Source organism: Salinibacterium sp. NYA9b (assembly GCF_976973725.1).
Genome location: NZ_OZ333476.1, coordinates 2,674,222 through 2,690,953 on the forward strand (window position 1 = coordinate 2,674,222; position 16,732 = coordinate 2,690,953).

A 16,732-nucleotide genomic window follows, 5' to 3' on the forward strand; every position below is an offset into this window, starting at 1 on the left:
GCTTCATGCCTCTTCCGTTATGGCTAGTATTACCGAAATTATGACCTCGATGGCACGCGGGTCGGTCACCATGTCAAGGTGGCTGGCGGCGACTTGTTGATGAATTACGGTTTCAGCGAAACGTTGTCCCCACCAGTCAACGTAATCGTAAAGTTCAAAATCCGTGACTGTTGATGTCCCTAAACCCAGATCTTCGCTCGTGATTAAGTTCCCTTTTGACTGCACAATTGACGGCACATGACTGGCGACTGCCTTCACGAGACCACCCAGTGCGCCAAACGGAAGCCATTCACCGGTACCTACCATTTCACTTGGAACTTCTAGATCCGCGGACAGTTCCCGTAGGCGCTTCGCACTTGAAAGCGACAAGCCCCGCTGGGCCACAATTTGTGCAGCTTCCTCATAGGCAGATGCGTAGTGTTCAAAGCGACTATTCTCATGCGAGCTTACGGACGCGGGTTCTAGGAGAATTATGTCTCGGAATAGACCGGCGTTAATGAATGCCATGTGGTGTGCAATAGTCGCCCCGAGCGACCACCCAAGCAATATGACCTTCCGCCCGTTCAGTAGGCACTCGATTTCGTGTATGTAGTCCGCCGCTAAGCCAGCAATGCTGTCACGATAAGGCTCCCCCTCTAGCATGCCCCTTGCGCGGACACCGTAGACGTCGAGAGTACCTTCGAGTTGAGTCGCGATGTCCTTGAACCAGTGGGATGAGCCACCGCTCGGGTGGATGCATACAAGCGCTGGCCGCCCCAGAGAGGGGTTTGTGCGCGTAAGCAGATCGATAATCCGGCTGGAATTTGCTTCGACTGCGAGAACACCACTTATTGTGCTTCGAACCATAAGGGCCCCTAGAGACACATCAACGCCCCGTTGCTTTGCACGACTAACGGCTTTGGTCGCAAGGAGGCTGTGTCCTCCAATAGCGAAGAAGTTATCGTGAACTCCAACCCGATCCACCCCCAAAACCTCAGCCCAAATCTCAGCCAAAGCCCTCTCAACCTCGTTCCGCGGAGCAACATACTCTCCCTCGAGACTGTCTCGTGAAGCTACCGGCTCGGGCAATGCGCGTCGATCAAGCTTCCCGCTGGGAGTCATCGGAAGCGCATCAAGGAAAACAAACACATTGGGAACCATGAAAGCTGGGAGCTTCTGCGCACACCAATCCCTGAGCTCTGAGACAGACTCCGACGACGACACGCAGTACGCGACTAAACGCTTTCCACCTGCGCCATCGTCTTTAACAACTACTGCGCCAGCCGACACCGTCGGAGACTTCATCAGCTGCGACTCAATCTCACCTAACTCGATCCGCAGACCACGGATCTTGACCTGATTGTCCTGACGCCCAAGGAACTCCAACGATCCGCCCGGCAGCCACCGGACAAGATCCCCCGTCCGATAAACCCGACCCGCACCCCTGACCACAGGATCATCCACGAACCGTTCCGCAGTGAGATCAGGCCTATTCAAATAGCCTCGACCAACACCAGCCCCACCAATCAGCAACTCGCCCGCGACCCCCACCGGAGCCAACCCACCCCACCGATCCACCACAACCGCCCGAGCATTCGCCACCGGCCGCCCAATCGGCACTACAGCACCATGCTGCACCGGTACCAAGTATTGAGTGGCAAACACTGTCGTTTCGGTTGGACCGTAGACATGTCTAAGCTCCTTTGGTCCATCGTCTATTTCTCTCAGCCCGAGAACTAGCGATCCGTCTGAACGCTCACCACCGTAGAGAAGGCATCGTAAAGTCGAAAAAGCCGTCGAACGCATCTGAACCAGCTGAGCCAAAAGTGCTGTTGTGATGAACGCGACAGAAACACCCCTCCTCAAGATAAGAGATTCAAGTTCACCGTGATTAAGCATGACCGTAGAGTCCACAATTACAGACTGAGCACCACTTACCAGAGGCGCCCAGAGCTCAAATACGATGGCATCGAAGGCAAAGTTGGCCCCCGCAAGAATGACGTCGCTACTTTGAATACCCGCCACGGAACTATCGGACGCGACTAGCGAACAGATTCCTTGGTGTTCGATCATGACGCCCTTCGGCGTCCCTGTTGAGCCAGAGGTATAGATCACATACGCCAAGTCAGTCGGCGACCCTCGACGGTCGAGGTCACGCGTCGGCAATTCTTCAAGATCCAAGGCAACAACATCGAGCGCAACTATCGAGTTCGTACGCGCTCCACTAAACAGACCTACCAACGACGACTGAGTCAAGACAACTTGCGCCGCGGTATCCTCGATCATGAACGCGACGCGTTCTGCAGGATAGGCAGGATCGATGGGAACATAAGCACCGCCAGCCTTCCAAATCGCCAGCAATGACACGACCATGTCAAAACCACGCTCAAGACATACAGCGACCAACGATTCCGATTCAACCCCCGAACGACGCAGGAATACCGCTAACTGGTTTGCCCGTGAGTTCAATTGCCCGTAGGTCATCGATTCGTCTTCAAACCACAACGCCACAGCATCGGGAGTTTTGCGAGCGTGACGTTCCACGAACTCATGCACCAAGGCCTGGTCGTCAAACTTTGACGCAGTATCGTTGAACCCAACGGTTAGCTGGAGGCGCTCCCGCTCCGTAAGAAAGTCGATATCCCCCACTCTCTGCTTAGGGTTTGACCCTGCTTCGGTCAAGAGATTCACAAAGTGGCCCGCCAGACGCTCCATCGTCTGCGTATCGAACAAGTCCGAAGCGAAGACAACCTTCCCTTCAAGAACATCAGCCACTTGGGTCAAGGTTAAAGTCAGATCAAACTTAGAGCTCTTGGCTTCAGCAGACATCAATCCAACAGTCGCGTGTTCCAGCTCAAGGTCATCGCCTTCACTGCCGACGTTTAGCGCAAACATGTGCTGGAACACAGGAGTCCGACTCAAATCACGCTCAGGTGACAACTCCTCCACGACACGATCAAACGGAAGATCCTGATGGTCATAAGCCCCGAGAGCAGCATCTCTGATCTGATCAACAAAGTCCTCGAAAGAGGGATTCGACTCCAAATCACCCCGCACCACAAGCGTATTGACAAAAAACCCGACAACATCTTCGAGTTCAGCCTGTGTGCGCCCCGCAATCGGAGTCCCGACCGCGATATCGACCTGACCACTCCACCGAGCCAGCAAGACCTCGAAAGCAGCAAGACCCACCATAAACAACGAAGCATTACGCTGCTGAGCCAACCGTTTCAAGCTCTCCACGACGCTCGAAGGAACCACAAACGAAACAGACCCGCCCAACCCCGAACGCACCAACGGTCGAGACCGATCAGTGGGCAACTCCACGGGCTCAAGCCCCTCCAAAGCCGAACACCAAAAACGCAACTGACGCTCCAGCAACTCGCCCGACAACAAGTCTTGTTGCCATGCCGCGAAATCAAGATAATCCACCGGTGCCGACGACAACGCCACATCGTTGCCCGTTATCTCACCGCGATATAGCGCTTCAATATCCGCGAGAATGATCCCAGCTGACCAACCATCGACAGCGATGTGATGAATCTGGAATAAGAGATACCCCTCCTCTACGCCAACATGAATCCATTGCACCCTCAAAAGCTGCCCGGCCGTCAAATCAAAGGGCATTCCGAAAGCATCTTCCACCACCTCCCGGACTCGATCATCGCGGTCAGTCACGGCCACCTGGGTGAGATCAAATTCATCAATGGTCACCGACCACGGCTCCAATACCCGCTGAACGGGCTCTCCCTGCGCATCAATTTCACACGCCGTGCGCAGAACCGGGTGCCGTTCAACGACCTTCCTAAAAGCTTTCGTTAGCGCCGAAAGATTCACAGGGCCCGAGATCTGGTAGCCAAACGGAACCACATACTCCGCACTCTCTGGCGTCAACTGATCAAGAAACCACAACCGCTTCTGGGCGAAAGATAACGCCCCCTCCACTCGCTCTGAACGAGCAATCGGAACACCCCCCACCCCTCCAGACAAAGTGCCATGAGCATAACCCGCAATAGTCGGCGTCACGAAGAGGTTCTTCACCGAAGCAGACATATCAAGCAACTGGTTTGCACGACTAACGGCTTTGGTCGCAAGGAGGCTGTGTCCTCCAATAGCGAAGAAGTTATCGTGAACTCCAACCCGATCCACCCCCAAAACCTCAGCCCAAATCTCAGCCAAAGCCCTCTCAACCTCGTTCCGCGGAGCAACATACTCTCCCTCGAGACTGTCTCGTGAAGCTACCGGCTCGGGCAATGCGCGTCGATCAAGCTTCCCGCTGGGAGTCATCGGAAGCGCATCAAGGAAAACAAACACATTGGGAACCATGAAAGCTGGGAGCTTCTGCGCACACCAATCCCTGAGCTCTGAGACAGACTCCGACGACGACACGCAGTACGCGACTAAACGCTTTCCACCTGCGCCATCGTCTTTAACAACTACTGCGCCAGCCGACACCGTCGGAGACTTCATCAGCTGCGACTCAATCTCACCTAACTCGATCCGCAGACCACGGATCTTGACCTGATTGTCCTGACGCCCAAGGAACTCCAACGATCCGCCCGGCAGCCACCGGACAAGATCCCCCGTCCGATAAACCCGACCCGCACCCCTGACCACAGGATCATCCACGAACCGTTCCGCAGTGAGATCAGGCCTATTCAAATAGCCTCGACCAACACCAGCCCCACCAATCAGCAACTCGCCCGCGACCCCCACCGGAGCCAACCCACCCCACCGATCCACCACAACCGCCCGAGCATTCGCCACCGGCCGCCCAATCGGCACTACAGCACCACCACTCCAACCGCTCCCGATCTCAAACACAGTAGCCATTACGGAAAATTCAGAAGGCCCATACGCGTTGACGAATGCGCAGCCCGGAAGTGCAAGGCTCATATCGCGAACTAAAGCAGGATCGGCAGCTTCGCCTCCAAAAACAACTGCACGAAGAGCATCGAACGCTCCCGCCCGGTAAAGAGGCGCCAACAAGATCGGAGTCACGAACATTTGAGTCACTCGGCGGACCTTAACGAGATCGCGTACAGCATCGCCATCAAGCAACATTCGCTCCGAACCAATGACCATAGAGGCACCTTGGGTCAACGCACCCCAGAACTCGTACACAGCGGCATCGAAAACGAAGTTGGCCCCCGCAAGAATGACGTCGCTACTTTGAATACCCGCCACGGAACTATCGGACGCGACTAGCGAACAGATTCCTTGGTGTTCGATCATGACGCCCTTCGGCGTCCCTGTTGAGCCAGAGGTATAGATCACATACGCCAAGTCAGTCGGCGACCCTCGACGGTCGAGGTCACGCGTCGGCAATTCTTCAAGATCCAAGGCAACAACATCGAGCGCAACTATCGAGTTCGTACGCGCTCCACTAAACAGACCTACCAACGACGACTGAGTCAAGACAACTTGCGCCGCGGTATCCTCGATCATGAACGCGACGCGTTCTGCAGGATAGGCAGGATCGATGGGAACATAAGCACCGCCAGCCTTCCAAATCGCCAGCAATGACACGACCATGTCAAAACCACGCTCAAGACATACAGCGACCAACGATTCCGATTCAACCCCCGAACGACGCAGGAATACCGCTAACTGGTTTGCCCGTGAGTTCAATTGCCCGTAGGTCATCGATTCGTCTTCAAACCACAACGCCACAGCATCGGGAGTTTTGCGAGCGTGACGTTCCACGAACTCATGCACCAAGGCCTGGTCGTCAAACTTTGACGCAGTATCGTTGAACCCAACGGTTAGCTGGAGGCGCTCCCGCTCCGTAAGAAAGTCGATATCCCCCACTCTCTGCTTAGGGTTTGACCCTGCTTCGGTCAAGAGATTCACAAAGTGGCCCGCCAGACGCTCCATCGTCTGCGTATCGAACAAGTCCGAAGCGAAGACAACCTTCCCTTCAAGAACATCAGCCACTTGGGTCAAGGTTAAAGTCAGATCAAACTTAGAGCTCTTGGCTTCAGCAGACATCAATCCAACAGTCGCGTGTTCCAGCTCAAGGTCATCGCCTTCACTGCCGACGTTTAGCGCAAACATGTGCTGGAACACAGGAGTCCGACTCAAATCACGCTCAGGTGACAACTCCTCCACGACACGATCAAACGGAAGATCCTGATGGTCATAAGCCCCGAGAGCAGCATCTCTGATCTGATCAACAAAGTCCTCGAAAGAGGGATTCGACTCCAAATCACCCCGCACCACAAGCGTATTGACAAAAAACCCGACAACATCTTCGAGTTCAGCCTGTGTGCGCCCCGCAATCGGAGTCCCGACCGCGATATCGACCTGACCACTCCACCGAGCCAGCAAGACCTCGAAAGCAGCAAGACCCACCATAAACAACGAAGCATTACGCTGCTGAGCCAACCGTTTCAAGCTCTCCACGACGCTCGAAGGAACCACAAACGAAACAGACCCGCCCAACCCCGAACGCACCAACGGTCGAGACCGATCAGTGGGCAACTCCACGGGCTCAAGCCCCTCCAAAGCCGAACACCAAAAACGCAACTGACGCTCCAGCAACTCGCCCGACAACAAGTCTTGTTGCCATGCCGCGAAATCAAGATAATCCACCGGTGCCGACGACAACGCCACATCGTTGCCCGTTATCTCACCGCGATATAGCGCTTCAATATCCGCGAGAATGATCCCAGCTGACCAACCATCGACAGCGATGTGATGAATCTGGAATAAGAGATACCCCTCCTCTACGCCAACATGAATCCATTGCACCCTCAAAAGCTGCCCGGCCGTCAAATCAAAGGGCATTCCGAAAGCATCTTCCACCACCTCCCGGACTCGATCATCGCGGTCAGTCACGGCCACCTGGGTGAGATCAAATTCATCAATGGTCACCGACCACGGCTCCAATACCCGCTGAACGGGCTCTCCCTGCGCATCAATTTCACACGCCGTGCGCAGAACCGGGTGCCGTTCAACGACCTTCCTAAAAGCTTTCGTTAGCGCCGAAAGATTCACAGGGCCCGAGATCTGGTAGCCAAACGGAACCACATACTCCGCACTCTCTGGCGTCAACTGATCAAGAAACCACAACCGCTTCTGGGCGAAAGATAACGCCCCCTCCACTCGCTCTGAACGAGCAATCGGAACACCCCCCACCCCTCCAGACAGTTTTGCTGCAATCTGGTCAATGACGCTGGTCATTAATTTTTCCCCTTATTGGTATTTTCCGTATATCGCTCGATAACTACCGCGCTATAGCGCGAGACTGTCGGCGCTAGAAACGCATCGGACACCACCATCGATATATTCAATGCTTCTCGCACTTTGCTCGTTATTTTGGTCACAAGGAGGCTGTGTCCTCCAATAGCGAAGAAGTTATCGTGAACTCCAACCCGATCCACCCCCAAAACCTCAGCCCAAATCTCAGCCAAAGCCCTCTCAACCTCGTTCCGCGGAGCAACATACTCTCCCTCGAGACTGTCTCGTGAAGCTACCGGCTCGGGCAATGCGCGTCGATCAAGCTTCCCGCTGGGAGTCATCGGAAGCGCATCAAGGAAAACAAACACATTGGGAACCATGAAAGCTGGGAGCTTCTGCGCACACCAATCCCTGAGCTCTGAGACAGACTCCGACGACGACACGCAGTACGCGACTAAACGCTTTCCACCTGCGCCATCGTCTTTAACAACTACTGCGCCAGCCGACACCGTCGGAGACTTCATCAGCTGCGACTCAATCTCACCTAACTCGATCCGCAGACCACGGATCTTGACCTGATTGTCCTGACGCCCAAGGAACTCCAACGATCCGCCCGGCAGCCACCGGACAAGATCCCCCGTCCGATAAACCCGACCCGCACCCCTGACCACAGGATCATCCACGAACCGTTCCGCAGTGAGATCAGGCCTATTCAAATAGCCTCGACCAACACCAGCCCCACCAATCAGCAACTCGCCCGCGACCCCCACCGGAGCCAACCCACCCCACCGATCCACCACAACCGCCCGAGCATTCGCCACCGGCCGCCCAATCGGCACAGAGCTTGGTACTGACCACAGCTCGCAGTGTGTGGCTGAGATCGTTGTCTCAGTAGGTCCATAAGTATTTGCCACCCTCGCCCCGTTGTATTCGAGCATTTTGGCAAGAGTGGCTGATGAGAGCACGTCACCCCCTGTTATCAAGAGGCGAAGCCGCAATTCCGCACTCTGAATAAAGGCTCCATCCGCGAAACCGATATCCCAAACGGCTGGTGTCAACTCGAGAACTGTCACTTGTCGACGAATCAAAAGTTGCACTAGGAGGTGCGGGTCACGCTCATTGAGACCCACCAAGACAGATTGAGCTTGAGACGCTAAGGCCGTAAAAAGCTGCTCAAGAGATGCATCAAATACCGAGCTCGCGAACTGAGCGACTACATCTTGCGGTTGAACACGATAGCGCGCTCTCATGTCAGTTATGGAAGCTGTGAGGCTGTGGTGTTCGATCATGACGCCCTTCGGCGTCCCTGTTGAGCCAGAGGTATAGATCACATACGCCAAGTCAGTCGGCGACCCTCGACGGTCGAGGTCACGCGTCGGCAATTCTTCAAGATCCAAGGCAACAACATCGAGCGCAACTATCGAGTTCGTACGCGCTCCACTAAACAGACCCACCAACGACGACTGAGTCAAGACAACTTGCGCCGCGGTATCCTCGATCATGAACGCGACGCGTTCTGCAGGATAGGCAGGATCGATGGGAACATAAGCACCGCCAGCCTTCCAAATCGCCAGCAATGACACGACCATGTCAAAACCACGCTCAAGACATACAGCGACCAACGATTCCGATTCAACCCCCGAACGACGCAGGAATACCGCTAACTGGTTTGCCCGTGAGTTCAATTGCCCGTAGGTCATCGATTCGTCTTCAAACCACAACGCCACAGCATCGGGAGTTTTGCGAGCGTGACGTTCCACGAACTCATGCACCAAGGCCTGGTCGTCAAACTTTGACGCAGTATCGTTGAACCCAACGGTTAGCTGGAGGCGCTCCCGCTCCGTAAGAAAGTCGATATCCCCCACTCTCTGCTTAGGGTTTGACCCTGCTTCGGTCAAGAGATTCACAAAGTGGCCCGCCAGACGCTCCATCGTCTGCGTATCGAACAAGTCCGAAGCGAAGACAACCTTCCCTTCAAGAACACCAGCCACCGCCTCGATAGTGCAACTGATGTCAAGCTTCGAGGGAGCATGCGCGAGGTAATCCGCGGACGAAGCAACGGCATTGAAAAGTAAAAGTGTCGTGGGAGTAGAGAATTCTTCCCTCAACTCAAACATGTGCTGGAACACAGGAGTCCGACTCAAATCACGCTCAGGTGACAACTCCTCCACGACACGATCAAACGGAAGATCCTGATGGTCATAAGCCCCGAGAGCAGCATCTCTGATCTGATCAACAAAGTCCTCGAAAGAGGGATTCGACTCCAAATCACCCCGCACCACAAGCGTATTGACAAAAAACCCGACAACATCTTCGAGTTCAGCCTGTGTGCGCCCCGCAATCGGAGTCCCGACCGCGATATCGACCTGACCACTCCACCGAGCCAGCAAGACCTCGAAAGCAGCAAGACCCACCATAAACAACGAAGCATTACGCTGCTGAGCCAACCGTTTCAAGCTCTCCACGACGCTCGAAGGAACCACAAACGAAACAGACCCGCCCAACCCCGAACGCACCAACGGTCGAGACCGATCAGTGGGCAACTCCACGGGCTCAAGCCCCTCCAAAGCCGAACACCAAAAACGCAACTGACGCTCCAGCAACTCGCCCGACAACAAGTCTTGTTGCCATGCCGCGAAATCAAGATAATCCACCGGTGCCGACGACAACGCCACATCGTTGCCCGTTATCTCACCGCGATATAGCGCTTCAATATCCGCGAGAATGATCCCAGCTGACCAACCATCGACAGCGATGTGATGAATCTGGAATAAGAGATACCCCTCCTCTACGCCAACATGAATCCATTGCACCCTCAAAAGCTGCCCGGCCGTCAAATCAAAGGGCATTCCGAAAGCATCTTCCACCACCTCCCGGACTCGATCATCGCGGTCAGTCACGGCCACCTGGGTGAGATCAAATTCATCAATGGTCACCGACCACGGCTCCAATACCCGCTGAACGGGCTCTCCCTGCGCATCAATTTCACACGCCGTGCGCAGAACCGGGTGCCGTTCAACGACCTTCCTAAAAGCTTTCGTTAGCGCCGAAAGATTCACAGGGCCCGAGATCTGGTAGCCAAACGGAACCACATACTCCGCACTCTCTGGCGTCAACTGATCAAGAAACCACAACCGCTTCTGGGCGAAAGATAACGCCCCCTCCACTCGCTCTGAACGAGCAATCGGAACACCCCCCACCCCTCCAGACAAAGTGCCATGAGCATAACCCGCAATAGTCGGCGTCACGAAGAGGTTCTTCACCGAAGCAGACATATCAAGCAACTGGTTTGCACGACTAACGGCTTTGGTCGCAAGGAGGCTGTGTCCTCCAATAGCGAAGAAGTTATCGTGAACTCCAACCCGATCCACCCCCAAAACCTCAGCCCAAATCTCAGCCAAAGCCCTCTCAACCTCGTTCCGCGGAGCAACATACTCTCCCTCGAGACTGTCTCGTGAAGCTACCGGCTCGGGCAATGCGCGTCGATCAAGCTTCCCGCTGGGAGTCATCGGAAGCGCATCAAGGAAAACAAACACATTGGGAACCATGAAAGCTGGGAGCTTCTGCGCACACCAATCCCTGAGCTCTGAGACAGACTCCGACGACGACACGCAGTACGCGACTAAACGCTTTCCACCTGCGCCATCGTCTTTAACAACTACTGCGCCAGCCGACACCGTCGGAGACTTCATCAGCTGCGACTCAATCTCACCTAACTCGATCCGCAGACCACGGATCTTGACCTGATTGTCCTGACGCCCAAGGAACTCCAACGATCCGCCCGGCAGCCACCGGACAAGATCCCCCGTCCGATAAACCCGACCCGCACCCCTGACCACAGGATCATCCACGAACCGTTCCGCAGTGAGATCAGGCCTATTCAAATAGCCTCGACCAACACCAGCCCCACCAATCAGCAACTCGCCCGCGACCCCCACCGGAGCCAACCCACCCCACCGATCCACCACAACCGCCCGAGCATTCGCCACCGGCCGCCCAATATTGTCTGCCGAACTCGCGTCCCAAATCGGGTTGGCGACCGAGGTCATCGTGCACTCGGTGGGACCATAGTTGTGAACAATCGATGAGAATACTGGCCCCTCGAGGCCGCCAAGACTTCCCAAAATCGAACCTGATTCACCCGTCATAAAGGTCAATGTCATCGGCCATCTATTGTGGATATCAAGAGACAAAATCTCTCGCAAGACTGACGGCGTGATGCTGAGAACCTTAGAGACCCCATGCAGTTCCACCAGACGCAGTAGTTCGCTAGGGCTGAAACCGAGCGTAGTCGGAGTAAGTATCCCGCAGCTTCCGTTTACGAGGACCGCCAGAAGCTCCCTCAAATATGCATCGTAAGCAAGCGATGCGGTAACGAGCGAGGTCCACGAACCTCGATCCAAATCATGAGTCCGACTCAAATAAGCGATATAGTGTGTGAGGCTGTGGTGTTCGATCATGACGCCCTTCGGCGTCCCTGTTGAGCCAGAGGTATAGATCACATACGCCAAGTCAGTCGGCGACCCTCGACGGTCGAGGTCACGCGTCGGCAATTCTTCAAGATCCAAGGCAACAACATCGAGCGCAACTATCGAGTTCGTACGCGCTCCACTAAACAGACCTACCAACGACGACTGAGTCAAGACAACTTGCGCCGCGGTATCCTCGATCATGAACGCGACGCGTTCTGCAGGATAGGCAGGATCGATGGGAACATAAGCACCGCCAGCCTTCCAAATCGCCAGCAATGACACGACCATGTCAAAACCACGCTCAAGACATACAGCGACCAACGATTCCGATTCAACCCCCGAACGACGCAGGAATACCGCTAACTGGTTTGCCCGTGAGTTCAATTGCCCGTAGGTCATCGATTCGTCTTCAAACCACAACGCCACAGCATCGGGAGTTTTGCGAGCGTGACGTTCCACGAACTCATGCACCAAGGCCTGGTCGTCAAACTTTGACGCAGTATCGTTGAACCCAACGGTTAGCTGGAGGCGCTCCCGCTCCGTAAGAAAGTCGATATCCCCCACTCTCTGCTTAGGGTTTGACCCTGCTTCGGTCAAGAGATTCACAAAGTGGCCCGCCAGACGCTCCATCGTCTGCGTATCGAACAAGTCCGAAGCGAAGACAACCTTCCCTTCAAGAACATCAGCCACTTGGGTCAAGGTTAAAGTCAGATCAAACTTAGAGCTCTTGGCTTCAGCAGACATCAATCCAACAGTCGCGTGTTCCAGCTCAAGGTCATCGCCTTCACTGCCGACGTTTAGCGCAAACATGTGCTGGAACACAGGAGTCCGACTCAAATCACGCTCAGGTGACAACTCCTCCACGACACGATCAAACGGAAGATCCTGATGGTCATAAGCCCCGAGAGCAGCATCTCTGATCTGATCAACAAAGTCCTCGAAAGAGGGATTCGACTCCAAATCACCCCGCACCACAAGCGTATTGACAAAAAACCCGACAACATCTTCGAGTTCAGCCTGTGTGCGCCCCGCAATCGGAGTCCCGACCGCGATATCGACCTGACCACTCCACCGAGCCAGCAAGACCTCGAAAGCAGCAAGACCCACCATAAACAACGAAGCATTACGCTGCTGAGCCAACCGTTTCAAGCTCTCCACGACGCTCGAAGGAACCACAAACGAAACAGACCCGCCCAACCCCGAACGCACCAACGGTCGAGACCGATCAGTGGGCAACTCCACGGGCTCAAGCCCCTCCAAAGCCGAACACCAAAAACGCAACTGACGCTCCAGCAACTCGCCCGACAACAAGTCTTGTTGCCATGCCGCGAAATCAAGATAATCCACCGGTGCCGACGACAACGCCACATCGTTGCCCGTTATCTCACCGCGATATAGCGCTTCAATATCCGCGAGAATGATCCCAGCTGACCAACCATCGACAGCGATGTGATGAATCTGGAATAAGAGATACCCCTCCTCTACGCCAACATGAATCCATTGCACCCTCAAAAGCTGCCCGGCCGTCAAATCAAAGGGCATTCCGAAAGCATCTTCCACCACCTCCCGGACTCGATCATCGCGGTCAGTCACGGCCACCTGGGTGAGATCAAATTCATCAATGGTCACCGACCACGGCTCCAATACCCGCTGAACGGGCTCTCCCTGCGCATCAATTTCACACGCCGTGCGCAGAACCGGGTGCCGTTCAACGACCTTCCTAAAAGCTTTCGTTAGCGCCGAAAGATTCACAGGGCCCGAGATCTGGTAGCCAAACGGAACCACATACTCCGCACTCTCTGGCGTCAACTGATCAAGAAACCACAACCGCTTCTGGGCGAAAGATAACGCCCCCTCCACTCGCTCTGAACGAGCAATCGGAACACCCCCCACCCCTCCAGACAAAGTGCCATGAGCATAACCCGCAATAGTCGGCGTCACGAAGAGGTTCTTCACCGAAGCAGACATATCAAGCAACTGGTTTGCACGACTAACGGCTTTGGTCGCAAGGAGGCTGTGTCCTCCAATAGCGAAGAAGTTATCGTGAACTCCAACCCGATCCACCCCCAAAACCTCAGCCCAAATCTCAGCCAAAGCCCTCTCAACCTCGTTCCGCGGAGCAACATACTCTCCCTCGAGACTGTCTCGTGAAGCTACCGGCTCGGGCAATGCGCGTCGATCAAGCTTCCCGCTGGGAGTCATCGGAAGCGCATCAAGGAAAACAAACACATTGGGAACCATGAAAGCTGGGAGCTTCTGCGCACACCAATCCCTGAGCTCTGAGACAGACTCCGACGACGACACGCAGTACGCGACTAAACGCTTTCCACCTGCGCCATCGTCTTTAACAACTACTGCGCCAGCCGACACCGTCGGAGACTTCATCAGCTGCGACTCAATCTCACCTAACTCGATCCGCAGACCACGGATCTTGACCTGATTGTCCTGACGCCCAAGGAACTCCAACGATCCGCCCGGCAGCCACCGGACAAGATCCCCCGTCCGATAAACCCGACCCGCACCCCTGACCACAGGATCATCCACGAACCGTTCCGCAGTGAGATCAGGCCTATTCAAATAGCCTCGACCAACACCAGCCCCACCAATCAGCAACTCGCCCGCGACCCCCACCGGAGCCAACCCACCCCACCGATCCACCACAACCGCCCGAGCATTCGCCACCGGCCGCCCAATCGGCACTACAGCACCATGCTGCACCGGTACCAAGTATTGAGTGGCAAACACTGTCGTTTCGGTTGGACCGTAGACATGTCTAAGCTCCTTTGGTCCATCGTCTATTTCTCTCAGCCCGAGAACTAGCGATCCGTCTGAACGCTCACCACCGTAGAGAAGGCATCGTAAAGTCGAAAAAGCCGTCGAACGCATCTGAACCAGCTGAGCCAAAAGTGCTGTTGTGATGAACGCGACAGAAACACCCCTCCTCAAGATAAGAGATTCAAGTTCACCGTGATTAAGCATGACCGTAGAGTCCACAATTACAGACTGAGCACCACTTACCAGAGGCGCCCAGAGCTCAAATACGATGGCATCGAAGGCAAAGTTGGCCCCCGCAAGAATGACGTCGCTACTTTGAATACCCGCCACGGAACTATCGGACGCGACTAGCGAACAGATTCCTTGGTGTTCGATCATGACGCCCTTCGGCGTCCCTGTTGAGCCAGAGGTATAGATCACATACGCCAAGTCAGTCGGCGACCCTCGACGGTCGAGGTCACGCGTCGGCAATTCTTCAAGATCCAAGGCAACAACATCGAGCGCAACTATCGAGTTCGTACGCGCTCCACTAAACAGACCTACCAACGACGACTGAGTCAAGACAACTTGCGCCGCGGTATCCTCGATCATGAACGCGACGCGTTCTGCAGGATAGGCAGGATCGATGGGAACATAAGCACCGCCAGCCTTCCAAATCGCCAGCAATGACACGACCATGTCAAAACCACGCTCAAGACATACAGCGACCAACGATTCCGATTCAACCCCCGAACGACGCAGGAATACCGCTAACTGGTTTGCCCGTGAGTTCAATTGCCCGTAGGTCATCGATTCGTCTTCAAACCACAACGCCACAGCATCGGGAGTTTTGCGAGCGTGACGTTCCACGAACTCATGCACCAAGGCCTGGTCGTCAAACTTTGACGCAGTATCGTTGAACCCAACGGTTAGCTGGAGGCGCTCCCGCTCCGTAAGAAAGTCGATATCCCCCACTCTCTGCTTAGGGTTTGACCCTGCTTCGGTCAAGAGATTCACAAAGTGGCCCGCCAGACGCTCCATCGTCTGCGTATCGAACAAGTCCGAAGCGAAGACAACCTTCCCTTCAAGAACATCAGCCACTTGGGTCAAGGTTAAAGTCAGATCAAACTTAGAGCTCTTGGCTTCAGCAGACATCAATCCAACAGTCGCGTGTTCCAGCTCAAGGTCATCGCCTTCACTGCCGACGTTTAGCGCAAACATGTGCTGGAACACAGGAGTCCGACTCAAATCACGCTCAGGTGACAACTCCTCCACGACACGATCAAACGGAAGATCCTGATGGTCATAAGCCCCGAGAGCAGCATCTCTGATCTGATCAACAAAGTCCTCGAAAGAGGGATTCGACTCCAAATCACCCCGCACCACAAGCGTATTGACAAAAAACCCGACAACATCTTCGAGTTCAGCCTGTGTGCGCCCCGCAATCGGAGTCCCGACCGCGATATCGACCTGACCACTCCACCGAGCCAGCAAGACCTCGAAAGCAGCAAGACCCACCATAAACAACGAAGCATTACGCTGCTGAGCCAACCGTTTCAAGCTCTCCACGACGCTCGAAGGAACCACAAACGAAACAGACCCGCCCAACCCCGAACGCACCAACGGTCGAGACCGATCAGTGGGCAACTCCACGGGCTCAAGACCCTCCAAAGCCGAACACCAAAAACGCAATGACTCACTCAATTTTCTCCCGACGACGTTAGACCCGAAACACTAAACGAGCATAAGTTTGATTTAGAAAAAATTTACAGATAGTTTCTCACTTTCATGTGGTACGAAAGCTAATGAAGTCATAAATAATAAATAATCAACCCGCTCTTAGGGGGCACTCGATCTTGATTCACTCTGAAGCGCGCGGAGCCGTGGCCCATATCTATTGGTACAGCTATAACAAACTACGGGGCATCAATAAGGCCAAGGAATTGAGTAGATATTCCGGCACTGTGCCGAAAAAAACTGATGATCAAGAATTGCGTTCGATGGGCGAGCTGGCGCTAAACACGAGCTTGCGCAACTTTCTAGGTTCATACTCAGGCGGAGTTACCCGGTGGTGTCGAGGATGTGGAAGTTACGAACATGGAGCACCAAAACCTAGCGTTCCTGGAGTGGCTTGTTCAGCCAGCTACGCCAGGAGCCATGTCGCTGTAGCAGTGGCAAGCGTGAACGAAATTGGGTTAGACATCGAGGACCGCCTAAACGACCGGCAGGAACGGGATATTTGGGCTCGCTCAGAAGCCGCCCTGAAATCGTGCGCGGTCGGCATTAGATGGCTAGATGCCTTGGAACTGAAGCCCCATCTACACGCCACCATCAACATTCACGGA

Annotated in this window: 2 protein-coding genes; both read right to left on the minus strand. The window is 54.7% G+C overall.

Annotated features, from left to right (window positions below; all coding sequences use genetic code 11):
• Positions 1 to 3 precede the first annotated feature (3 nt).
• Positions 4 to 7,164 carry an amino acid adenylation domain-containing protein gene (locus ACWFSR_RS12910; RefSeq protein WP_447522551.1) on the minus strand — a complete coding sequence of 2,387 codons (7,161 nt, stop codon included), beginning with the start codon at positions 7,162 to 7,164 and terminating at the stop codon, positions 4 to 6.
• Positions 7,164 to 16,091, minus strand: coding sequence for an amino acid adenylation domain-containing protein (locus tag ACWFSR_RS12915; protein ID WP_447522552.1), 8,928 nt, complete (start codon positions 16,089 to 16,091; stop codon positions 7,164 to 7,166). Before ACWFSR_RS12915 ends, ACWFSR_RS12910 begins: the two co-directional genes overlap by 1 nt.
• Between the last annotated feature and the right edge of the window lie 641 nt (positions 16,092 to 16,732).

Coding starts and splice junctions, on each gene's coding strand:
- ACWFSR_RS12910 (WP_447522551.1), bottom strand. CDS start 7,164: ATGACCAGCGTCATTGACCAGATTGCAGCAAAACTGTCTGGAGGGGTG.